We start from the raw sequence: 23,081 nt of genomic DNA on the forward strand, positions 1-23,081 counted from the left end.
GGGCACCAAATTCGTTCTTTCTGAACAAGCAAAAAGCCCACCTAGCGTGGGCTTTTTTGTGTCTGCGTTTCTGGAAAGTACCTTAAATAGCATCATTCTTGTCTACCTCCCCGTTGAATAATTATTGGATGGGCTAAGTGACTCATATCTCTCAAACTCGATTTGTGACCGCGTGGTGACCATGCTGTGACAACCTTCTAAGCATCTACAGTTGGGAGTAACAGAACATTTAAGAAATAGTCATCAGCACATTTTTAAAAAGAATGCTCTCGTTAATCTGAGTCTGGTGCGGTTTGAAGGGTCCAGCACTACGGTTAATGCAAAACTACTATAGAACTTAGGCTCAAGTTATCAACGTTAACTTTGTGCGGCCAGTGAAGTGGGTGTGCAACAAATTATAGTGTTCTTGTTAACGGGTGATGGCTGATGAGTTATTTCAAGGTGAACTAGGCGCCAGTTGTAGGTGAGGGTAGATTCAAGCAGAGTATAGAAATGTTCAAAAATGGGAAATAGAAAAGAGCCAAATAAACATGGGTTCATTTGGCTCTTTTTTGAGTAGCTCTCATTAATGCAATTGCTTCAAAGAAAAACTGATCCGTGATTGCATTGCAATCAACAGCCAACTGGCATCTCGATTATTTGGTTTGTCTTTACATAGATGTAGTGCTTTTAGTACACCGCGCGTGACTGAATCAATAAAGACATGTTCATGATGGAATTTATCTGGCCACAGTTCAGTACGTTGCTTGATAAGTTCGTAAATTTCATCGTATAGCCAATCAATATCTTGATGAGAGATTTTCTGAAAACGCTGAGCCTGAAGAATGTCACAGCACAAACTGGTGCAGTGAATAGCTAGAGGTGAATAAGCCATTTACTTTCCTCCATTTAAATTAGCATCTAATAACTTTTCAAAAGCACTGCCGTCTTGCCTGGTTAGGTTTGGTATATATCGGCTGTAAACTGTGAACAGCATTTTTGTAGTGGTATGGCCCATTTGGCGAGCTATCCACTCAGGTGCTTCTCCGGCTGCTAACCATAATGTTGCAGCCGTATGTCGAGTCTCATAAGGGCGGCGATATTCCATTCCCAAGTTTTTAAGTGTCGGCTTCCAGATTCGGTCTCTGACGTTACCTTTATCTAAAGGGTTTCCAGCTGCATTGCAGAACACATACTCCTTAGTACCAGTCACTTTGTATTGGGATTTTATAGCTTTAAGTACAACAGATGACATTTGAATGTCTCTTGTTGAACCCACCGTTTTCGTTGTGTCTGAACGGCCGTGTACAAACGTTTCTCGAACTGAAATTAAACCACGCTAAAAATCTACGTACTTCCATTTCAGACCATCGATCTCTGAGGTGCGCATTCCGGTGAAGAAACGAACGGTGAAGTAATCTTTAAAATCGGAACGTACCGATGATAAAAACAAGTTCACTTCGTTAAAATCAAACGGGTTTACATTAGTGCGTTCAACACGTAGTGGTTTGATGTTTTCAAACGTCGAACGAAAATCGTAGCGATCTCCGGCTTCGCTCAAAATCATGCGCAGTGGTGTCATGACATGATTAATGAACTCGGCAGATAATTTTTTGCCGTTGTTACGCGGTTTCACTAAAGAAGCACGGTACTTTAAGATGTCAGGTCGAGAGATCTTCGCGACGTCTAAATGCCCGAAGTGAGGTACAAGGTACGACCATAAGTAGATCTTCATACTGCCCTTATAGCTTTCTTTCCAACGCACTTCGTTTTCGTCGTACCACTCCTGTGCGAAGCTTTCGAACAAGACAGTTTCAATTCCTTGTAGCCCTTGTACTGCCGTTTTGTAATTACCAAGTAATTCCTGTTTGCGTTTTTGAGCTTGGATGTCTTGTTTCAAAAATGTTTGAGCTTTCTTAGACTCAGGGAAGTACTCACTATATACAAAACAACTCAGGCGAATGTCCGCTTCAATTTGATTTAGCAGTTTCTGTAGCTTGCGTTGGTTTACTTGAGTTGCAGGCAGTGCAGTTTGCTCACGGCAACGCATACCTTCATATCGGAAGTCGAGATAGAGCTTACCGCTACGTGAATTGATACTACCCATGACACACCCTCCCGCCAGCCATTGGAATATACTGAAGGTTACGTGATGCAGATTGGTATAATTCTGCCTCTACCTCTTCCCAAATGTAGAGAATTTTTCTACCATTGAATGGTCGAATGTAGTGTTTACCTTCGATGAAAATTGAATCTCGCAGAGTCGAATTGATATAGTTGGCGCTAAATTTGATACGACCTGCAAGCTCTTTTGCTGTAAGTAATAATTGGTCCATTTGACCTCCATTGTTTGTGTTTTATCAAGATACATTATTATATCTTTTAGGAATTGATGTGTGATTAGATATAACTTAAAGGAACTTATAGATAAAAAATCAGCGGAAGAGGGACGGAAGATCTCTGGAGCTCAAATTGCTGCCGAAATAGGTATTCAGCGTTCGGCCATGGCGAAAATGATCCGAGATGAAGGGTACACTACAACCACAAAAACTCTTGATGCCTTGTGTCAGTACTTTGATTGTGATGTGTCAGAGGTTATTTGGTATCAGAAAAGGAATATTAGCTAAAAACTTATCGAGTGAAATGTAGGGTGTTTTTAGTCGTCACTTTACAATAGGTGTAGGCTGCTGTTTTAAAGCATTCAGCAAGGAGCGTTTATTCATGGATCTTTACACCATAAATACAGTCAGCCCTAGTTTCGAGTAGACAGATAATGTTCCATCTAGAACATCACCAATCTTATCGGGTTGTCTCGAACGAACCTTGATTTATCTAGGTAGACTTTCGTCAAAGTGAGCAGTCAATTGATAGGCTTCTGGTTGTTCTTTTAGCAGCTTTTGGTCTTGTATGACGCCCATACGTCGCAAGTAATAACTGACTAAAGCTCCACGAGTTACTATTTCCATCTTCTTGTTTTTCATAGCGTAGTCGTCAGCAACAACAACTTGTTGTTGCTCAGACAAGTAAGGATTAGGTGTAATCGTTAACTTAACTTGATGGTTCCAGTTGTCATCATGTTCTCGCATTTTTGGTGACTTATCCATTAAGTCAGGTTCGTTCCTAAAGCGACTTAACACGAAATCTCGAAATTCATTTTTCTCTTCACAATATGCTCTTACATGCCACCTGATCCCATCATAGACTAAGCTGTGAGGCGCAATAATTCGACCTCGAACCTCGGGTGTAGAGAGTGATACATAGTCAATATCGACTCGAAGGTTAGCCCTTGCTGCCGCAATTAATCCTCGAACAATGCTTGGTGATATAGCCCTTTCAGGAACGTTCAATACGGTCGATTGAGCTTCCCCCCAATTAAAGAACTCGAAGGTCTCTTCTTGGTTATATTGCTGATGAAGCATAAGTAGATACTCATGAGCAGTGCCTTGAGTAAATAAAGGCTTAAAGTTGTCTGCTGGCCTATAGCCTTTAATTGTTCTATCCAGTATCAATTGACCTTGGTCAGTTAAGCTAATGTACTTGTTGATATCCCTAGAAGCTTGTTGTCTCCCTATGTGAAAAGCATCACATAGGTGATTTGTCGTCAGTCGACCCTCCCAAAGAGCAATGATCTCAATTAGTCGAAATCGTACTTGTTGGTCCCATTTGATATCTGCTTGACTCATGTTCGTGCTCATAAATGTTACATGTTGATGTATACAGTATATACATGTAGTGAAAAAGTACATATATTTATTGTGGATATTGGCAAGGGCAAGAAAAGTCAGGAATCTTTACTGTGAGAGAGTCGATGGTATTGAAAGCTGTAACCTGATTTAGTGGCCACAAATTCAAACTGGTTGATTTTCAGTCAAGAAAAACAACATAACTCGAGATAGATACGATGATGTATGCCGGATTGACCAAAGTTATCGCAATAAATTCTTATCAGAAAAACAAGATGTTTTCTGAGTATTCTTTTGACGCTCCCACTCAGATCACTGGCGGTAACGGAGAAGGCAAAACATCACTTTTAAGGCTCATTCCGTTCTTTTATGGAGCGACTGGCACGCAGATCGTCAGGAAATCGAATGTCAATAAGCCCTTTGCAGAATGGTATTTACCACACAACAACAGTTATATTGTTTTCGAGTACATTACTGCTCGTGGTCAAATTGCTCATGTCATTTGTTATCGAAACCTTAGTACTAAAGGTGGCATTGTTTACCTTTTCGTTAAAGGTCAGTTTGAGCAGTCAGTGATCATTAAACAAGACAGCGAAGATAAGCCTTACGCTATCGGCTGTACAAAGCTGGCCGCGGAGCTGAACGCTAACGGCTTAGAATACGAGTCGCGTATTACTAGCGTCAAAGAGTACCGCGAAATTATCCAAAATATTAATGCAGGGAATTTGAGCAATCAGTTCCTGAGCTACTCTTTGTGCTCTGGTCGTCATGATGTCCGTCACATTGAAAAAATCACAGCGGCGTTGATTCAAGGTGAATTCAATATGGCCGACACAAAGGCGCTTTTCCTGGATATCCTCGAGCAAGGAAATAGCACATTAGAGTTTGGTGTGGATGCAAACAGAATTGAACAATGGTGTGATGACTACAACGGCCTAACAGCGTTCCTAGCCAAAAAAGAAGCGTTCATTGAAGCTATTGCGAACAATAAGCAGATTGCCTATCTAACCACTCAGCTCGCCAATGCCTTAACAATCATTCGTGAAGCCTCTGAAAGCCTTGATGAATCTCTTAAGAAAACCGAAATCGAGCGCTCAGATTTTCTTGAAAACAGTGACAAGCAGATTGGCGAAATTAATCAAGATAAGCTTGATAAAGAGGTTCAAAAGAGCGCTCTTCAACGCTCTATCACAAGTATTAACTCTGAGATCGAAGTACATCACAGCAAGCTTATAACATACGAAAATAGTGGTTATCCAGAACTGTCCGTTAAGCTAAAGCAATTGCCAGAAATGGAAGACAGGGTGGCACAACAAAGACAAAGTTACGCCGATCTTGAAACTAAGGTAAATGATGCGAAAGCAAAGTATGAGAAAGACAAACAAAACCTTGTTAGTAAGTTCAATAAAGAAAAGTCTGACCTAACAGAGCAAAAACTTGATGCCGAGAAAGAGTGCAAGGTTAAAAAAGACAAGATAGACGATGTATATCAGCCACAGTTAAAGGAACTGACCCAAACCCATACGATTTTTACAGCGGATAAATCTCAGGCTCTTATGGAGCATAGGGCTGAACTCGCTACTCAAAAGCAGCGACTAAAGAACCCAGATATTGATGAGTTTCTCATTGAGCAGAGAGAGCAGTTGGAGTCTGAGAAGGACAGATTACAAGAACAAGTAGACACGTTAAAACACACGACAACTTTGAGTGAGAAGGAAGGAGTCAACTTACAAACTAAACGTGAAAAGCTACTCGAAAGATTAGAGGCCACTCGTCGAAATATGCGCGATGCCGAAACCAGGCTAAAAGTAGTCAGTAACCGATTAGACCCAGATTCAGGAACCTTGTTCTCGTTCCTGGAGGCTAATCGACAGGGGTGGCAAAGCTCTCCACATGGTCGTGTTCTCACCGATGAGCTTTTGATGGACACGACACTCACACCATCAATGACTGAAGATTCAGGTTCAATGTACGATTTATATATCGATACGAGCAACCTAGCAGATTGTAGTGTCACCAACAAAGCTGATGTGGAAGAGCAGGCTCACTTGATGGACCGTATCGTTGAGCTTGAAGACGCAGAGGCTGATTTCAATAAGCAAATTTTGAAAAATGATTTTGCTGTTAAGCAGTCAACGCTTGAGTTATCACGATTACGCAATGAACTGCGAAACGCTGAGGGTGACCTATCACAAACTAAGGTTAACCTTAAAAACAAGAAAATAGAGATTGCCCGTGCAAAAGAGGGCTTAGTCGAAAAAATTAATATAAACATCAAATCGATTGAGAAAGCTATAGCCCTGATTGATAGGGAAATCTCAGTAACGCTTGAACGTTTTGAAGAAGCAAAATTAGAGCTAAACAACGACAGGCTTACTCAAATTAGCAATGTTGAATCATCACTTGATCTCACGATCGGAGCTATAGATGAACTACTGGAAAAAAGTACTCTGACGTTGGGCGAGAACAAACAGCGCATCAAAACGGAGTATGAACAGCGGTTGAGTGATCAAGGTATTAGCGGTGAAATCTATCAACGCTACAAAGAAGAAATTGAATTGCTTGATAATGAGATCAAAAACTTAAAAGTGAAGTCTCATAAAATCAAAGAATACGAGATATGGCTTGCTGTTTATGAAGTGGATGATCCTAAGAGACGTGACGATCGAAATACTAAGGTCAAAGAACTTGAAACGGTGCATCAAGAGTTTGAATCTTTTGAAACTAAACTGAAAGAGTTGAGAGCCAAAGCTCATCGAACCAAAAAAGAGTTTGATGAGAAGCTCTCTATCTTGAGAAACCACAAACAGCGAGTTGACAGTGCAATCTCTCGCCTAACTAACTATGTGATGTTTGAGGGCGAAGAAGGCAGCCAAGAAGCGCTCGATTATAACGGCGATTTAAATTCACTCTTGAGCTATGTAGAGAGCAAACTCCCGGAGTTAGAGAGGCTTACTAAGCTACGTAAAAAAGATATACAACAGATGGAAACTATCACTCTCAACCTTGGTGACGGGGAGCTGTATCGTTTCTGGAATGAAAGCAGCCGAAACGCCATTACAGAGGATATTGTTGCTAGTGACTCTAAGCGAATAGATATTCTAGAAATCATCATGAATGACATTATTCCTCAGGTGACCAGCATAACAATTGAAAGCGCGGTCAACATGGGGCGTATGCTCGTTGACTTCAAGCATCGGCTACTCGGCTTCGACCGTGACATTAAGAAACTTGGTCGTAATATCTCTGAACAAGTAAAGCTCAATAACACGTTCTCTGTGGTTGGTTCTATTGACATTAACGTTGAAAGTTCACTTTCCAAACTACAAGGTTGGCAAGATATTATTAACTTCTCTGAGATTTACGAAGAGTGGGATAAAACGGGATCTGCTGAGCTACCAACCAAAGAGTTTTTCAACGCTTTAAGCACACTGACATACCATATTAGTGCCGAGAAAGTTAAAAAGCCTACTGAGCTGTTTGACATCAAATTTGAAGTCATCGAGAACAACCAGCGTAAAACGGCCAAAACAGATAAAGATATGCGTGATTTGGCCAGTAATGGTACGAACTTGCTCATTCAATCCATGTTGTATTTAGCACTTCTGACACAACAACGTGGAGCAAGTCGACTATCAATAACTTACCCAACCGATGAGATTGGTAAGCTGACGGCAGAAAACCAAGCCAAACTGCTCAAAATGATGGGGGCACACAACTTCAATGTTATCGCGGCTCAACCCGATGGCAATAATCGTACGGCCAACTTATTTAAGTATCTGTATCACTTAACGCCTTACAAGAACATTTTCAACAAACCTAAAGTAAGCAAACTTGCGTTAGCTAAAGCCGCTGAAACTAGCACAGGAGTAGAAGCATGAAGCCAGTATCACAAGTCTTAGAATCTCTACTTAGTGGTAGCTTTATCTGCCCGGCAACGGATCGTGAAGCTTACAAGACGCTTAAAGAGGATCGTACACGCCGAGAAATCAATCAAGCGTTGACTCTTATGGGGCGCGAGCTCCAATGTACGAGCAGAACCAGCGCCTATTATGTTACCTATAAAAGTATCGACGACCACAATCGTCGTCAGGTGACCGCGTTGATGAGTAATGTACACGGTATCATTCGACCTGTGGTTAAGTTCGTAGCGACAGTCAGTGAGGCTGCTCAAGTTGAAGCAGTGATGGTTGGTGGTGATGAGTTAAATGTGCCTATGCTGAGTGCGCAAATCCAATCGTCTCCTAGCTTGATGGAGAAACTCGATAGTATTTATCGACTTCCAAAAGTGAGTCGAAAAAAAGTGCGTGACAGTGCAGCGGATAAACTCAATGTAGTTGTCGAATTTCTGGTTAAAGAAGGGGTGGCTCATTTAGTAAACAAAGAGCGCCAACTCTATGTGATGACGGGAAAATTAGACTTTGTCTACGAGGTGCTCGATTTCATCGATACGCATGAAAAGATCGTTGAGACAGTTAACAAAGCAAACGAGAACCAAGGGGAGTTCGACTTTTGATGAGCCCTCAAAACAATGGGAAACATGGTGGTGTTAACCACATGCTTCGCTTAATCAGCCAAGCAAAGGACACACTAACGCATGTTTTTGAAAATGGCACGATACGTGAAACTCATGAAAACGCCAATGACCTACGTAAATTAAAAGAAGCCCGTGTTGTTATCGTGACAAGCCGCGGCTACCGCGTGCACCCTAAGATGGAAGCATTGATGAACTACTTCCTTGAAACGGAAGCGAGTTCATTTCTTGGGACTCAACATGCTGAGCGCATTCCAGAAATTCAGAGCTTAGCGCAAGAATACCTGGAAGCTAAATTAAATGGCAAAAGAGAACAAGAGGCGGATAGGTTTAATAGCCTTGAAGGTGTCGTTTATGAAATCACAATGGACTTGCAAGAGTCTTGTCGTCGTCTAAGAAACCGTATCAGTTATGACTTTGGCTATGGCCATACGCTCGCTCAAAAACAAAAAGAGAACCAAGTTGCTATAGAGCAAGGTGAAAAGCTTGTTAGTGGCATGAAAGCTTTCTCTTTTAAGTTGTTGAGTGAAATGGCTGGAGATAACTCCGAGCTCAACACCTTGTTTTGTGCTGAAATGCACAGTGCGATTCGTAGTTGCCAACAAGAGCTCGGGTCTATTCTAATTCAACTTCGAGCCTTGATGCTGAAGTATCGTAACCGCGAACGCGATAAGGACCTGATCAATGCCTTTGATCGGTTTATTGATCAAGAGCCACACTGGACACCAAGTGACGATTTAATTCTGCCTGATGAGGTAGCAAAGCACGACGGCATTCCGATGTTTTGGCTTTCAGAACCTATTCAATTTGCACATCACCCAAATCCTGATGATATGGACCAAGAACCGGAATTGGCTGATATTGTTGAAAAAATTACGGCACAGCCCGCCGAACAAGAAGAGCTTCCGGTTGTTGAAGAAGCTGAGCGCCGAGAGTTGACTCTTGATGTTGAAATACAAGAGCTGATTGAAGCGGACATTGATTCTCATTGCGATACCTTTTTTGCTGAAGCCTTTATTGGTAAGGGAAAAACCAGCATTTCCGCTTTGGAGTATTACGAGCAAATCAATAGTGACTTACCGGAAGACCTTGATCAGCTCACTTGCGCTAAAGACGTGTGGCTATTTAGCGTGCTTAATTTCCATAGTTCAATGCTTCCCGAAGATAGCAAAGGCTTTACCGTTGAGCCTATCGGGTCTTATACCTATTTAGCAAAAGGTAGCAATATAGGTTACGGCAACCTTCACTTAGAAGATGTGTCTATAGCGAGGAAACTGTGAGTAAAATCATTGATGATATAACGGGTAGTGATTTAAATCGGCTAAAGCAACTCTTCTCTCCTGCGAAGGTTAATGCAGGCGCCAGTGTAGCGCTGAGTGGCGTGTTTGATACTTTTCATCGCGACTTTAGTGTTGGGAGCGCCAGAGGAGAACATTTGCAGCTGACGCCTAGAGATATACGTCAAATTAGGAAGGTGATTAAAGAGCAATCTGGTTTTGATCTTTTAACTGATCCCATCCCTAATTCTCGAACGGATATGGCTCAGTTCTTTCCTAACGAGAAGTTAAGCTCAAGTCCTGTCAAAGACAAGGTCATTAAAGTTTATGGGATTTTGTCCACGAACATAAATGGTAAATCATATGACTTACAAGAGGGCATGAACATTGAGGTAGCTCTAAGTCATTTGACGAGCATTGAGCACAGCCAAGTTGTGATTGTTGAAAACTATGAAGCATTTTCTAAGTTTAGATTAGTACAAACCGACATAGGGCCTAACCCTCTTATCGTTTACCGGGGGGATAAGGACACGGGAGTAATCTCAAAAGAAATTGCGTTGGCTTTTCCAGACGTAGAGCTTATAGCTTGGTTTGATACCGATCCTAAAGGTATTTCTTTAGCTTTATCATCGGGAGCGACTTATATGCTGCTACCTAATTTATCAACAGATACTCTCAAAGAACATGGTCGCTCAGACTTGTTTGCAGACCAATACCAAAACTGGGATCGTGTCTCAAAACTTATCCCCCCTAAGTTAGAGTCCATAATGTCTGAACTGGAAAAAGGGATAACCCAAGAGTCAATCATGGCAAATCAAATAGCCGTAAGGTTACACCAAATTTAGTCACCTTTACCTTGGGGTAATCAATCAAATGCTTTGAAGCTAACGCAGAATGCCTACAAGACAGTTAGGTACTACTAATCTAGCCACTGAATTGTTTATAAAGATGAAACGAATTTTGTGGCTTTTTTTAAAATGCTCGATCATTTGGATATTTCCTTACCTTAAGGCACGTAAAAAGCGCCTAAAATCGGAGCTTTATCAATTCAACTCATTCAATTTTATATATAATCGCCCTCAATAGTCTGCGCTTGAAAGCAGAGTCCTACATTATTCGAGTAATTAACAACATGGCAAAAGCACCCGCTAACAAGAAACCCGCCTCAAAAGCTAAGCCCGTATCAAAAGCTAAGAAAGCGACCAAAGGCTTTGAAGAGACCCTTTGGGATACAGCTAACCAACTGCGTGGCAGTGTTGAGTCATCTGAATACAAACACGTGGTGTTAAGCCTTGTGTTCTTAAAGTTCATCAGCGACAAGTTTGAAGCACGCCGTCAGAAGATGATAGACGACGGGCAAGACGCTTTTGTTGAGATGAAAGAGTTCTACCAACAAGACAACATCTTCTTTTTACCAGAAGATGCGCGTTGGTCATTTGTTAAAGCGCGCGCTAAGCAAGATGATATCGCTATCATCATCGATACCGCTTTATCGACTATCGAAAAAAACAACCCTAGCTTAAAAGACGCCCTGCCAGACAACTACTTCTCGCGCCAAGGTTTGGAAGTGAAAAAGCTGGCGTCACTTATCGACAGCATTGAAAACATCGACACGCTGGCGAACGAATGCGACATGAGCGAAGAAGATTTAGTCGGTCGTGTTTATGAATACTTCCTAGGCAAGTTTGCAGCAACCGAAGGCAAAGGTGGTGGCGAGTTCTATACGCCTAAGTCAGTGGTAACACTGTTAGCTGAAATGCTAGAACCTTTCCAAGGTAAGATCTACGACCCGGCTTGTGGCTCCGGCGGTATGTTTGTTCAGTCTTTAAAGTTCATTAAAGAGCATGAAGGACGCACCAAAGACATCGCTATTTATGGTCAAGAGCTGACCTCGACCACTTATAAACTGGCGAAGATGAACTTAGCCATTCGCGGCTTATCAGGCAATTTGGGTGAGCGTGCAGCCGATACCTTTTTTGCTGACCAGCATAAAGACTTAAAAGCCGATTACATCATGGCCAACCCACCGTTTAACCTTAAAGGTTGGCGTAATGAAGCAGAGCTAACCGATGATGCGCGCTTTGCTGGCTATCGTACACCACCAACAGGCAACGCCAACTACGGTTGGATTTTGCACATGCTCTCTAAGCTAAGCGAAACAGGCACCGCAGGCTTTGTATTGGCGAATGGCTCAATGAGTTCAAATACTTCCGGTGAAGGTGAGATCCGCCAGCAGCTTATCGAGAACGATCGCGTTGAATGTATGATTGCTCTGCCGGGGCAGCTGTTCTTTACTACGCAAATTCCTGTGTGTATCTGGTTTATTACAAAAGACAAAACCGAGAACACCACCAAAGGTTTCCGTAACCGCCAAAACGAGACTTTGTTTATTGATGCTCGTGAAATGGGCACGATGATTAGCCGCACCAATAAAGAGCTGACTAAAGGCGACATCGCTCTAATTGCCGACACTTACCACGCTTGGCGCTGTGATGACGCAGAACTCAAAGCGCGTATTGAGCGAGGTGATGGCAAAGTAGATAAGTACCAAGACCAAGCAGGCTTTAGCAAATCAGCGACGATTGCTGATATCAAGGCTAATGATTTTGTACTGACGCCGGGGCGCTATGTTGGCGCAGCTGACGTGGAAGATGATGGCATTCCGTTTGAAGCCAAGATGAGTGAACTTTCACAAACTCTATATAGCCAAATGAATCAATCCAAAGAGTTAGACAAAACCATTCGCCGTAATTTGGAGGCGTTGGGTTATGGGGAGTAACTGGAAGAATATTCCTTTAGGAAATCTAATTACTCTTCAAAGAGGGCACGACCTACCATCACAAGACCGAACTGAAGGTTGTGTACCTATAATGGGTTCATCTGGGCTTACCGGGTGGCATAATGAGGTTAAGATGACTGGTCCGGGTGTGGTTGTTGGCAGAAGCGGCAACTCTATGGGAGTAGTTAGCTATAGCGATAGCGATTTTTGGCCTTTAAATACGTGTTTGTATGTGACTGATTTTAAAGGTAATGATGTTAGGTATATATATTACCTTTTACAGCAAATTGACTTTGATCAGTTTAATTCTGGAAGTGCTCAAAAATCTTTAAATCGGAATGCGGTTTACCCATTTGAAGTATATTCTACTGAGGATAAAGACGAGCAGCGCGCGATAGCTAAGTTACTCTCTGATTTTGAAGAGAAGGTAGCTCTCAACAACCAAATCAACCAAACCCTAGAGCAAATGGCACAAGCAATCTTCAAGTCATGGTTTGTCGACTTCGACCCTGTAAAGGCCAAAATGAATGGTGAACAACCAAAAGGGATGGATGCGCCTTTTCTTTCAAAAACAGTTGCCTCGCTTTTCCCAGAAAAGCTCGTTGAGTCTGAGCTGGGGTTGATTCCTGATGGATGGGAAGCAGGTACTGTGGGAAGTGTGACTACAGCAAAAGGTGGTTACGCTTTTAAAAGTAAGCAATTTGTTGATGAAGGTAATCCAGTAATCAAAATCAAAAACATTTCGTCTTCAGGAACAGTTAATACACTGGACTGTCAGTGCATCGATGATGATATCGCAAGTACAGCTTCACGTTTTAAACTATCGAATGGTGACTTGTTGATGGCGATGACAGGTGCAACTGTGGGTAAGAGTGGTGTCTATGTGTCAGATGGTAGAGATGGCTATTTAAATCAACGTGTTGCAAGGTTTGAATCTAAAGTTGATAGCTCAAAGCCGTGTTGGTTTACATACAATTTAGTGACAAAAGACAGCATATTTGAACAGATTGTTGGTGCAGCTCAAGGTAGTGCTCAGCCTAATATTAGCTCTAAAGGGATTGAGCAAGTAAAAGCAGTTATTCCAACACATGATCTTATTGGTAAATACCAAGAGCTGGTCGCTCCGTTATACGCAAAGTGGATCTCAAATTTTCAAGAGAGTAGTCAATTAGCTGAGCTTCGCGACACCTTACTTCCTAAATTGCTTTCCGGCGAAATCGACTTAGAAAACGTGCAAGTAGAACAAGCTAAAGCACTAGCAGAGTAACCTTTCGTCATTCCAGAAAGTGAGGGACGAACTTATCAGGAATCTCGTTTTTGACGGTGGTGAAAAGCGAGATCTCAGATACCTCGCGCCTCGGTTCTGAGATAACGAAGGTGGGAATTAGATGAATCCGAAATAGAACAAAGCAAAGCGTAGGTGGAACCATAATATAATGAACGCAACTAATACTCGTGAAATCGACATTTCTGAATTGACGACACTGTGTGAAACAAGCACTTTGCAAAAAGGCATCTTGCTTTCACGCAGTGGTGCAGTACGCAAGCTTAACCTTGTTGGCAACACCGCGACCGCACAGGTCAAAGGCAGCCTCAATTATCAAGTGAGCCTCGATTTCACTGGCGATCTGGTTGGCACTTGTACTTGCCCTGCGGCGCAATATCAAATGTTGTGCAAGCACGGCGTGGCGGTTGCCCTTTGCCTACAAGACCAAGAACAAGCTTTAAACCAAAGTAGTGAACGAGATACCATAAAAAATCACCTGCAAAGCCTTGGTGAAGAGGCCATGGTAGAGATGCTACTCGAATACCTAGAAGAAGATGAGTACACATGGAATGCACTGCTGACAAAAATTGAAATACGCGAAAAGCCAGCCGTATATGGCGAGCTGAAAAAGTTGGTTACCCAAGCCTTACCGCGAGAACAGCTCTGGGATTGGCGAGAAAGCCATGATTATTTCAACTCAGCAGAAATTCAATTGAACATGATCATTGAATCAATGCAAAGCCTTAACGCCGATCATCAATGGAAATTAATAAACTACCTTGTTGAACGGTTGAATAAGGTGCTAGAGCAAATTGATGACTCCAATGGCGATCGTTATGGCATTGAAAGCATGATTAACGAACACATGCCAAAGACGCTGGCAAAGCTTAATTGGAGTGAGCAAGAGAAAGCGCAGTGGATGTTTGAGCGTTTGACCCATTACGAATTTGACGTATTTCCTTCGATTGAAGAGAGTTTTGGAGCGATTTGGCAATCTAACACCCACTTTCTAACCTTATGCCGCCAAGCGATAGATCAAGCATCGCAAGATGAGAGTAGCTGGAACTTACGCTCATGGGCAGTTCCGTTAATGAAACACAGCTCCGATTGGCGTGAAGTGGCGGAAATTAAACAAAAAATAGCACGAACGTGTCGAGATTATCTTGAAGTTGTTGATATGTTCATTGATGAGCAAGAGCCGTTAGAAGCTGAGTTTTGGTTAGCTAAGGCGAAAAAAATGGCGAGTGATTATGAACTTCGTGCGTGCGAACAAGCTCAATTCCGTCTTTATGTTGAACTAGGTGAAATCCATTCTGCATGGGTATTAGCTAACCGTTTGTTAGAACAATCACCAAGCTTTCAATATTATCAACAGTTAGCGAAGTTTAAAGCCAATTACCAAATTGATGATGTTGAATTTTTCTCCCGCACTGAACTGCTACTTGCCAATGCCTATCAACAACCAGACCGCTATAATCAAGCTTCTGATCGTACGGATGCCTTGGTTCTGTTCTATATCGATAACCAGCAATTAGACAAAGCGTGCGAATGGGTTGCCGAACATAAAATATCAATACAAGGACTTATTTCGCTTGCCGATCAAATTGTGGATGATAAACCTGAAAATACGCTGGATTATTATCTGCGAGCAGTCTCATCTTATATCGAACAGACCAATAATACGGCTTACGATCAAGCTTTAGAGTTACTTCGACGTTTAGAGAATATGCTGAAATCGCATCCTACTCAATTGGCGACATTTTATAGTCAGGTGGCGCAACTCGCTACCACGTACAAGCGTAAGCGTAATATGTTCGCTTTAATTCAGAAATATTATTCAAAATATATCTGATTCTGCGGAGGTGACAAGATCTGCGGTGTTGAGAAAATGGAACAAAGCCCGAAACCGAGTTACTACAAAACAAATTTAAATAACTCAATTTAGAAAACAACAAACAACGTCAAACAGCAGTAGGAAAAGGCGATGAGCTTAAAATTTACTGAAGCCAAACTCGAACAGGCCATTATCGAGCTATTGGGTGAGCAAGGCTACCCACACGCAGTGGGTGAACAAATAGCGCGTGAAGACAAAGAACAAGTACTCATTGTCGATGACTTACGACGCTACCTTGCCAAGCAGTACCGAGGCGATGCTATAACCGAGAGCGAAATTGACACCATTGTTCGTATGATCTCAACGTTGCCTGCCAGTGATTTATACCATAGCAATAAAACCTTCTGCCAATGGCTAACCAATGGCTTTCTGTTTAAGCGTGAAGATCGCTCAAAGAAAGACCTCTATATTGAGTTAATCGACACAAGACATTTGGCACAAGCCTTACGCTTGATGTTTGTCCCGTTGCTAGAGAATAAATCTAAATCAGATAATACTGATAGAGAAGTTGCAGAGGGTAATGTTAGTTACTTAGAAACATATCGCCTAGACCCGACTGATACCAATATCTATAAAATCGTTAACCAGCTAGAGATTGAAGGTGTCGATGAACAAGTTCGAATCCCTGATGGCATCCTTTATGTGAACGGCTTACCGCTGGTGGTGTTTGAATTCAAAAGTGCCGTGCGAGAGAAAGACGCGACCATCTTTGATGCATGGAAGCAAATTTGCGTTCGTTATCGCCGTGATATTCCCAAGCTGTTCGTCTACAACGCGATGTGCATCATCAGCGATGGCGTGAACAACAAAATGGGCAACCTGTTTGCGCCGTATGAGTTTTTTTACGCGTGGCGCAAAGTAACGGGCAACGAGTCTACCGAAAAAGAGGGTATTAATTCCCTCTACACCATGATTGCCGGGTTGTTTAACCAAACTCGATTACTTGATGTAGTGAAGAACTTTGTCTTCTTCCCTGATACCTCTAAGAAAGAGATAAAAGTCTGTTGTCGTTACCCGCAGTACTACGCAGCGCGTAAGCTTTACTACAACATCGACAAAGAACGTAAGCCATACGGTAGTGGTAAAGGCGGTACTTACTTTGGTGCAACAGGGTGTGGTAAGAGCTTTACCATGCAGTTTCTATCTCGCCTATTGATGAAAAGCATCGATTTTGAAAGCCCGACCATTGTACTTATTACCGACCGCAACGATCTCGATGACCAGCTTTCTAAACAGTTCTGTAATGCCTCTGATTACATTGGTGATGAGATGGTGGTGCCAGTTAAAAGCCGTCAAGATTTAAGAGATAAGCTACAAGGCATCAAGAGTGGTGGTGTGTTCCTGACTACCATTCATAAGTTCACCGAAGACATCGAATTGCTTTCAGAGCGTACAAACATCATCTGTATTTCTGATGAAGCGCACCGTTCACAGGTCAACCTCGATAAGAAAGTGGTGATCAAATATCAAGATGGTGTAGCCGTCGATGTGAAAGAGACATACGGCTTTGCTAAGTATCTACACGACTCTCTGCCAAGCGCGACTTACGTTGGCTTCACCGGAACGCCGATCGATGCCACCCTTGATGTATTCGGTGATGCAGTAGACAGCTACACCATGACAGAATCTGTTAATGATGAAATTACGGTTCGTATTGTTTATGAAGGCCGAGCCGCTAAAGTCATTCTTGATAACAGCAAGCTTGAAGAGGTAGAGAAATACTACCAAGCGTGCGCAGAGGCGGGCACCAATGAACATCAGATAGAAGAGAGCAAGAAAGCTTCTGCCAATATGAACGCGATCCTTGGCGACCCTGACCGTATTGAAGCTTTGGCGAAAGACTTTGTTGAACATTATGAAGGGCGAGTTAAAGAAGGTTCCACGATAAAGGGCAAGGCGATGTTTGTCTGTGCGAGTCGTGAAATCGCGTTTGATTTTTATAAGCAAGTCAAAATCTTAAGGCCAGAATGGTTCGAGGAAAAGCTATCAATTGATGGTGTCGAGCTGACTGATAAAGAGAAAGAAGAGTTAAAGCCACTTGCGATGGTGCAAATGGTGATGACGCGCGGCAAAGACGATGATCCAGATCAGTACAGCCTACTAGGGACAAAGGAATATCGAAAATCACTCGACCAGCAGTTTAAGAGTCCTAAGTCGAATTTCAAAATAGCCATTGTAGTCGACATGTGGCTAACAGGTTTTGACGTTCCTGAATTGGATACTATCTACATCGATAAGCCGTTGCAGAAACACAACCTGATTCAAACTATCTCACGTGTTAACCGTAAGTTTGAAGGCAAGGCGAAAGGGCTCGTTGTCGATTACATTGGTATCAAGTCACGTATGAATCAAGCCTTAGCGATGTATTCAAAGGCTGATGAGACTAACTTTGAAGATATTCGCTTTTCCGTTATTGAGGTGAAGAACCATCTCGATCTGTTAAGGCAGATGTTCCACAAGTTCGATACGTCAGGTTATTACACAGGAGAGCCGTGTAAGCAGCTAGAGTGCCTTAATCAGTCGGCAGAATACATCCTTCAAACCAAGAAAGGTGAAACCCGATTCATGGCTTTAGTCGGCCGTATGAAGGCGGCTTATGATGTTTGCTGTGGTAGTGAATTGTTATCTCAGCAAGAGCGCGACCAAATTCACTTTTATATCGCAGTGCGCTCTATCATCTTTAAGCTAACCAAAGGTGATGCACCAGATACGGCACAAATGAATAAGCGCGTTCGCGAGTTAGTGGCAGAAGCACTTCGTGCCGATGGAGTAGAAGAGATCTTTACCATTGGTGATGAGCACGCCGAAGCGATCGATATTTTTGACGAAGATTACCTAGCTCGCATCAACAAGATTAAGCTGCCTAACACCAAAATTCAGCTACTTCAGAAGCTACTAGAGAAGGCGATAAGCGATTTCAAGAAGGTCAACCAGCTACAAGGGATGAATTTCTCTAAGCGCTTCCAATCGCTGGTGGAGCAATACAACGAACGTCGTGAAAATGATGTGTTGAATGGTGAGGAGTTCGATACCTTCTCTCAAGAAATGACCGACATTATCTTTGATATCGTGAAAGAAATGGGCTCGTTTGAAGACCTAGGCATCGACCTAGAAGAGAAAGCGTTCCTCGATATCTTGAACCACATGCGCAAGAAGTACGATTTCACTTACGACGATGACAAGATGCTCGAACTGGCGAAGGAGATGAAAACCACAGTAGACAATGTCGCTCAATACCCAGACTGGGCAGGCCGCGATGACATCAAAGCCAAGTTGAAAGTGGATTTAATCTTACTGCTACACAAATACGGCTTCCCACCAGTTGCCAATGATGATGTTTACAAAGGCGTGCTAGAGCAGGCTGAGAATTATAAGAAGAATGTGTAGTCGCTTTAAATTTGATGACATTTGATTTTATCAATGAGTATTTCAGCTAAAACAATCACTTTAGCTGAAATACTCGAATAGAGATCTAACCTCGAATGATCATTTGCTCGCGCTCTGGACCTACCGATACCATCACGATTGGCACACCCATCAGCTCTTCGATACGAGTAACGTAATCTTGCGCTGCTTGAGGAAGGCTCTCAAACGTGCGGCAACCCGTGATGTCTTCATCCCAGCCAGCCATATCTTCATATACGGGCTTTAGCTCAGCCGTTTGTGGCCAAATCGGGTTCTCAGTATGTTCACCTGAGTAAGCGGTACAGATTTTAAGTTCAGACAAACCAGACAGGCAATCGATCTTAGTCAGTGCTATTTCCGTTGCAGCTTGTAGGTCAACGCCGTTGCGAGTTGCCACTGCATCAAAGTAACCCATGTCACGTGGGCGGCCTGTTGTTGCGCCGTATTCGTTAGAGCTTTCGCGGAAGCTATCTTGTTCTTCCATTGCAGTTACTAGCGTGCCAGTACCAACAGACGAGCTGAATGATTTAGCAACAGCGATAACACGTTCAGGACGAAGTGCAGGTAAACCGCTACCAATGCCAGCATAAGCTGCGGTTACATTCGAAGATGTTGTCCAAGGGTATTCACCGTAGACAAGGTCGCGACCTGCGCCTAACTGAGCTTCAAACAGTAGGTTTGCGTCTTGTGATTGCAGCGCTTTAAGCGGCTCAGTTACGTTGCAGATGAACGGGCGCCACGCTTTAGTTACTTCAAGTAGCCATTCTGTCATTTCAGAAGCAGTCTGGGAGAAGTCACATTGAGGGTAGAGCGCTTTAAGCTGAGGCATCTTCCAATCAAGTAGGAATTGAATACGCTGCTCTAAAATTTCAGGTTGATTCAGCCAACCGACAAGAATGCCTTTCTTCATTACACGATCGCCGTACGCTGGTGCAATGCCTTGACGTGTAGAGCCGTAAGCGCCATCGCCCAAACGCTCTTCTTCAAGCGTATCTTCAAGAGCATGTAAAGGGAGACACAGTGTCGCACGATCTGAGATCGCCATTTTCACTTTGATGCCAGCCTCTTGAACTTCTGCAATCTCTTCAGTTAGCGCAGCAGGGCTGATCACCATGCCAGGGCCAAGAACCGCCGTACAATTAGGATTAAAAATACCACTAGGTAGTTGGTGCAGTTTGAATGTACCGAAGTCATTTACCACAGTATGACCTGCATTGTTTCCGCCTTGGAAACGAATGCTAGCAGAAGCTTGGTCTGCTAAAAAATCGACGATGCGGCCTTTGCCTTCATCACCCCAGTTTGCGCCCACAACAACGATAGATGGCATAATTTTTCTCCTAACTGATTGAGGAATCATGTTAGGCCTACAAGGTGGATAAGAGAAATTAATTATCTTTATTATCTTGATAAGGATTTCATATATCCTTAAAGTCTTAAGCTACAAACGAGATTCCCTATCACGTTCGTTCCTCACTGTAGGGAATGACGATGGGGCATTCTTTACTTTTAGGGAATGATATTAGTGACACGAGAGAGAGGACATGATGCTCGATATTAATTTGTTGAAGACGTTTGTGACGCTTGCGGAGTACAAGCATTTTGGGAAAGCGGCCAATGCACTGCACATGACACAACCCAATGTGAGTTTGCACCTAAAACAACTGGAACAACAAACACGCATAAAGTTGATAGAGAGAAGCCCTTTTCAATTGACTCAAGCGGGTGAACGGCTATTGGAAACAAGCCAAAGAACGCTACTCGAACTGCAGATTTGTCAGGCCGATCTCAATGCCATTAACGACCTTAAAATAGGGACGTTAACCATTGCCGTAAGTGACATCATTTCTCGATTTTTGCTAATTCGTCCGTTCCAGAAGTTCAAAGCGCAGTATCCCGGTATTGACCTTACGCTCTTAAATACCACGTCATCTCAGGCATCGAATTTAGTTAAAAATGCTCAAGCGGATATTGGTTTTGTTATCGCCAAAGAGCAGCACAACGAGTCTTTGTATTTCACTAAGCTGCAAGAGCTTTCTTGGTGTGCGCTTGGCGATGGGGTTGATATCCGAGACTCTGATGCAGAGCTCACTTTGATTCTACTAGGTCATGATACGAGAACGCGTGACTTTATTGATGAAGGTTTACCAAGCCTTAATCTACCTAATTATAGGGTGATGGAAGTAGGGAGTGTCGATGCTCAAATCGACTGGGCAGAAGCGGGATTTGGTGTGGCTATTGTCCCGGAGTTTGCGGTATCAACCAAGCAGCACCTGCATTCGAAAGTGACACCATTGACCAACTTCTCGAGCACCAGTCTTGGTTATATTGTTCGGCAGAACCAAGTCTTGTCGAAAGCAACCAAGCAGCTGTTAGGTTGGGTGAATGATGAGATTATTTCATTGCAAAACAAATAAATACAATCATTGAGTTTGACTCAATCAGCCCACCTCGAGTGGGCTTTTTTGTCCCTGGAAAGCCTCGTTTTTACTGAATCAATAATCTTTGGAACAAACTAGCGCTCACCATCAACTATTCGTCCCGCAAATCAGAGTTTCAAAATTCATCGTTGACAAAGTTTGATAATCAAACTAAATTTCAAATTATTACCTTGATTGTCAAATTACTTGTCAATCAAAGGGCTTTTATTTGCAACGATCATCTAACCACAAACACAAGCTAAGGACGCCATTTTGAGTTTTCCAACATGTCACCAACACAACTTTTCTTCACATAACAGTCAAGGTGAGAAACGCACGTTCTATGTCCTGTTATTGACCGTCGTTACCATGGTTGTCGAAATTGTTGCAGGTACTATTTACGGCTCGATGGCATTGCTTGCCGATGGTTGGCACATGGGGACGCACGCCGCAGCGTTTGGTATCACCTTATTTGCATACCGTTATGCGAAGAAACATGCCGAGAGCGAACGTTTCTCTTTCGGTACTGGCAAAGTCAGCGTGTTAGGGGGCTACACCAGCGCGATTGCATTGGGGATTGTGGCATTGTTGATGCTGGTGGAATCAGTACATCGTTTGTTTAACCCACAAGCGATTCAGTTCAATGAAGCGATCATCGTTGCTTGTATTGGTTTAACTGTGAATGTGGTGAGTATGTTTTTACTTGGCGATCACCATCATGATCACGGACACGAGCATGGCCACAATCATAGTAAGAATCACGGTCATTCACATAGCCATGAGCACGACAGCGACCATGGTCATAAACATGGCGAGCATCACGGACACCATCATGATCACAACCTACGCGCAGCCTACATGCATGTGTTGGCGGATACTCTAACTTCGCTGCTTGCGATTGTTGCGCTGCTATTTGGTAAGTTTTACGGTTGGAACTGGTTAGATGCAACAATGGGAATGGTTGGCGCATTCGTGATTGCTAAGTGGACGATGAACCTTATGAAACAAACCAGCCCAATCCTGCTGGATGAGAATATCGACCAAGATTATCGTGACTCAGTGACCAAAACCTTAACGCCTTATGCGTCGGTCACCGATTTCCATATGTGGAAGGTGAGTGGGCATCACTATTCAGCAGCGATTACTCTTGAATCAAACAGTGATAAAACCGTCTCTGAATATAAACAAATGCTCGCCAAGTTTGATAAGATTAATCATCTTACTCTTGAAGTGCATTCAAACGACCATGCGAAATATAGAACAGCTTAACCAAATACTGACTGAGTTCTACGATAAAATGTCTTCGTGGGAGCAGTCTGTTGTCAAAGAGACGGGTTATTCCCTGGCTCAAGTACACACCATTGAAGTACTTGGTATGCATGGTGCGTTAAGAATGAAAGAGCTCGCTGAAAAGTTGGGTATTACCACGGGTACACTTACTGTTCAAATAGAAAAGTTGGTTAAAGCTGAATTGATTGAGCGCCATGAACACCCAACAGATCGTCGTGCGATTGTGGTTGCCTTGACGGATGAAGGGCAGAAGATACACGTTCACCACAATCAGCTTCACTTGAATTTGGTTAATGAGCTGACGCAAGATATCGAAGAAGACGAGAAAGCGGTGTTATTGAAGTGCCTAACCAAGATGGTAAAAGCGTTTTAGCCAGCCTTGAATTCGCACCTAACTCTTTAGCTGCAAAGCGATTGACTAGAAAATCAAAAGATGGACCTGACTCGAATTGAGTAGGTCCATTTTTTTCGCCGTTTACGCTCTACTGTACAATCATTAATAGACGGATTCACTGTTTAAAAACCAAGTCAAAACCTCCAATATTGCGCTTCGATC

At 42.8% G+C, this 23,081-nt stretch carries 18 protein-coding genes; 12 read left to right on the forward strand and 6 right to left on the reverse strand.

The genetic code is table 11. The features are described from left to right. Positions 1–565 precede the first annotated feature (565 nt). From AB4138_RS06115 to AB4138_RS06130, 4 genes are read right to left on the reverse strand one after another with little or no spacing between them, the layout of a single operon-like run. The gene (locus tag AB4138_RS06115) at positions 566–874 is read right to left on the reverse strand and encodes a hypothetical protein (RefSeq protein ID WP_102321029.1); all 309 of its coding nucleotides are present in this window, start codon (positions 872–874) and stop codon (positions 566–568) included. Further along, positions 875–1,258: a tyrosine-type recombinase/integrase gene (locus AB4138_RS06120; RefSeq protein ID WP_372305301.1), complete on the reverse strand. Its 384-nt coding sequence runs from the start codon at positions 1,256–1,258 to the stop codon at positions 875–877. A 60-nt stretch (positions 1,259–1,318) separates the two neighbouring features. Continuing rightward, positions 1,319–2,086, reverse strand: coding sequence for an Arm DNA-binding domain-containing protein (locus tag AB4138_RS06125; protein WP_372305305.1), 768 nt, complete (start codon positions 2,084–2,086; stop codon positions 1,319–1,321). Further along, a complete protein-coding gene (locus AB4138_RS06130; protein ID WP_102321027.1) occupies positions 2,079–2,315 on the reverse strand; it encodes a hypothetical protein in 237 nt (78 codons plus the stop codon). Before AB4138_RS06130 ends, AB4138_RS06125 begins: the two co-directional genes overlap by 8 nt. Positions 2,316–2,375: 60 nt before the next feature. Between AB4138_RS06130 and AB4138_RS06135 the strand changes: the two genes are divergently transcribed. Continuing rightward, positions 2,376–2,606, forward strand: coding sequence for a helix-turn-helix transcriptional regulator (locus AB4138_RS06135; RefSeq protein ID WP_102393890.1), 231 nt, complete (start codon positions 2,376–2,378; stop codon positions 2,604–2,606). A 201-nt stretch (positions 2,607–2,807) separates the two neighbouring features. On the opposite strand, the gene AB4138_RS06140 is transcribed toward AB4138_RS06135, so the two are convergent. Continuing rightward, positions 2,808–3,662, reverse strand: coding sequence for a WYL domain-containing protein (locus AB4138_RS06140; RefSeq protein ID WP_372305308.1), 855 nt, complete (start codon positions 3,660–3,662; stop codon positions 2,808–2,810). Between the two features lie 221 nt (positions 3,663–3,883). Between AB4138_RS06140 and AB4138_RS06145 the strand changes: the two genes are divergently transcribed. The 8 genes from AB4138_RS06145 to AB4138_RS06180 all read left to right on the forward strand — a co-directional run bounded on the left by AB4138_RS06145 (position 3,884) and on the right by AB4138_RS06180 (position 18,800). Then, positions 3,884–7,543 carry an ATP-binding protein gene (locus tag AB4138_RS06145; RefSeq protein WP_372305368.1) on the forward strand — a complete coding sequence of 1,220 codons (3,660 nt, stop codon included), beginning with the start codon at positions 3,884–3,886 and terminating at the stop codon, positions 7,541–7,543. Beyond that, on the forward strand, positions 7,540–8,178 hold the full coding sequence (locus tag AB4138_RS06150; RefSeq protein ID WP_136974917.1) for a hypothetical protein: 639 nt from the start codon (positions 7,540–7,542) through the stop codon (positions 8,176–8,178). Before AB4138_RS06145 ends, AB4138_RS06150 begins: the two co-directional genes overlap by 4 nt. Next, positions 8,178–9,476, forward strand: a complete 1,299-nt coding sequence (locus AB4138_RS06155) for a hypothetical protein (RefSeq protein ID WP_372305311.1) — start codon at positions 8,178–8,180, stop codon at positions 9,474–9,476. The genes AB4138_RS06150 and AB4138_RS06155 overlap by 1 nt, the downstream gene beginning before the upstream one ends. After that, on the forward strand, positions 9,473–10,318 hold the full coding sequence (locus tag AB4138_RS06160) for a hypothetical protein (protein ID WP_372305314.1): 846 nt from the start codon (positions 9,473–9,475) through the stop codon (positions 10,316–10,318). The genes AB4138_RS06155 and AB4138_RS06160 overlap by 4 nt, the downstream gene beginning before the upstream one ends. A 287-nt stretch (positions 10,319–10,605) precedes the next feature. Further along, positions 10,606–12,252 (forward strand): N-6 DNA methylase, encoded by a 1,647-nt coding sequence (locus AB4138_RS06165; RefSeq protein ID WP_372305317.1) that lies wholly within the window; start codon positions 10,606–10,608, stop codon positions 12,250–12,252. Next, positions 12,242–13,519, forward strand: a complete 1,278-nt coding sequence (locus AB4138_RS06170; RefSeq protein WP_372305320.1) for a restriction endonuclease subunit S — start codon at positions 12,242–12,244, stop codon at positions 13,517–13,519. Before AB4138_RS06165 ends, AB4138_RS06170 begins: the two co-directional genes overlap by 11 nt. A gap of 169 nt (positions 13,520–13,688) precedes the next feature. Beyond that, positions 13,689–15,371, forward strand: coding sequence for an SWIM zinc finger domain-containing protein (locus tag AB4138_RS06175; protein WP_102427826.1), 1,683 nt, complete (start codon positions 13,689–13,691; stop codon positions 15,369–15,371). 132 nt (positions 15,372–15,503) lie between these two features. Then, complete coding sequence (locus AB4138_RS06180; RefSeq protein WP_372305321.1) at positions 15,504–18,800, forward strand: type I restriction endonuclease subunit R; 3,297 nt, start codon at positions 15,504–15,506, stop codon at positions 18,798–18,800. Positions 18,801–18,885: 85 nt separating this feature from the next. On the opposite strand, the gene AB4138_RS06185 is transcribed toward AB4138_RS06180, so the two are convergent. Next, a complete protein-coding gene (locus AB4138_RS06185; RefSeq protein WP_102547907.1) occupies positions 18,886–20,145 on the reverse strand; it encodes an adenylosuccinate synthase in 1,260 nt (419 codons plus the stop codon). A 214-nt stretch (positions 20,146–20,359) separates the two neighbouring features. On the opposite strand from AB4138_RS06185, the gene AB4138_RS06190 reads away from it, so the two are divergent. The 3 genes from AB4138_RS06190 to AB4138_RS06200 all read left to right on the forward strand — a co-directional run bounded on the left by AB4138_RS06190 (position 20,360) and on the right by AB4138_RS06200 (position 22,898). Beyond that, on the forward strand, positions 20,360–21,232 hold the full coding sequence (locus AB4138_RS06190; protein WP_017068305.1) for a LysR family transcriptional regulator: 873 nt from the start codon (positions 20,360–20,362) through the stop codon (positions 21,230–21,232). Between the two features lie 276 nt (positions 21,233–21,508). Continuing rightward, positions 21,509–22,504, forward strand: a complete 996-nt coding sequence (gene dmeF, locus AB4138_RS06195; RefSeq protein ID WP_372305323.1) for a CDF family Co(II)/Ni(II) efflux transporter DmeF — start codon at positions 21,509–21,511, stop codon at positions 22,502–22,504. Continuing rightward, a complete protein-coding gene (locus AB4138_RS06200; RefSeq protein ID WP_017059185.1) occupies positions 22,482–22,898 on the forward strand; it encodes a MarR family winged helix-turn-helix transcriptional regulator in 417 nt (138 codons plus the stop codon). Before dmeF ends, AB4138_RS06200 begins: the two co-directional genes overlap by 23 nt. Positions 22,899–23,081: the final 183 nt, after the last annotated feature.

Source organism: Vibrio sp. 10N.286.52.C3, from assembly GCF_041468865.1.
Lineage (GTDB): Bacteria > Pseudomonadota > Gammaproteobacteria > Enterobacterales > Vibrionaceae > Vibrio > Vibrio crassostreae_C.

What these genes read in the sequence shown, in the direction of transcription:
- AB4138_RS06145 (WP_372305368.1), top strand. Translation starts at nt 3,884, where the DNA reads ATGTATGCCGGATTGACCAAAGTTATCGCAATAAATTCTTATCAGAAA.
- AB4138_RS06200 (WP_017059185.1), top strand. Translation starts at nt 22,482, where the DNA reads ATGCGAAATATAGAACAGCTTAACCAAATACTGACTGAGTTCTACGAT.
- AB4138_RS06170 (WP_372305320.1), top strand. Translation starts at nt 12,242, where the DNA reads ATGGGGAGTAACTGGAAGAATATTCCTTTAGGAAATCTAATTACTCTT.
- AB4138_RS06115 (WP_102321029.1), bottom strand. Translation starts at nt 874, where the DNA reads ATGGCTTATTCACCTCTAGCTATTCACTGCACCAGTTTGTGCTGTGAC.
- AB4138_RS06185 (WP_102547907.1), bottom strand. Translation starts at nt 20,145, where the DNA reads ATGCCATCTATCGTTGTTGTGGGCGCAAACTGGGGTGATGAAGGCAAA.
- AB4138_RS06190 (WP_017068305.1), top strand. Translation starts at nt 20,360, where the DNA reads ATGATGCTCGATATTAATTTGTTGAAGACGTTTGTGACGCTTGCGGAG.
- AB4138_RS06150 (WP_136974917.1), top strand. Translation starts at nt 7,540, where the DNA reads ATGAAGCCAGTATCACAAGTCTTAGAATCTCTACTTAGTGGTAGCTTT.
- AB4138_RS06125 (WP_372305305.1), bottom strand. Translation starts at nt 2,086, where the DNA reads ATGGGTAGTATCAATTCACGTAGCGGTAAGCTCTATCTCGACTTCCGA.
- AB4138_RS06180 (WP_372305321.1), top strand. Translation starts at nt 15,504, where the DNA reads ATGAGCTTAAAATTTACTGAAGCCAAACTCGAACAGGCCATTATCGAG.
- AB4138_RS06165 (WP_372305317.1), top strand. Translation starts at nt 10,606, where the DNA reads ATGGCAAAAGCACCCGCTAACAAGAAACCCGCCTCAAAAGCTAAGCCC.
- AB4138_RS06130 (WP_102321027.1), bottom strand. Translation starts at nt 2,315, where the DNA reads ATGGACCAATTATTACTTACAGCAAAAGAGCTTGCAGGTCGTATCAAA.
- AB4138_RS06175 (WP_102427826.1), top strand. Translation starts at nt 13,689, where the DNA reads ATGAACGCAACTAATACTCGTGAAATCGACATTTCTGAATTGACGACA.
- AB4138_RS06140 (WP_372305308.1), bottom strand. Translation starts at nt 3,662, where the DNA reads ATGAGTCAAGCAGATATCAAATGGGACCAACAAGTACGATTTCGACTA.
- AB4138_RS06155 (WP_372305311.1), top strand. Translation starts at nt 8,178, where the DNA reads ATGAGCCCTCAAAACAATGGGAAACATGGTGGTGTTAACCACATGCTT.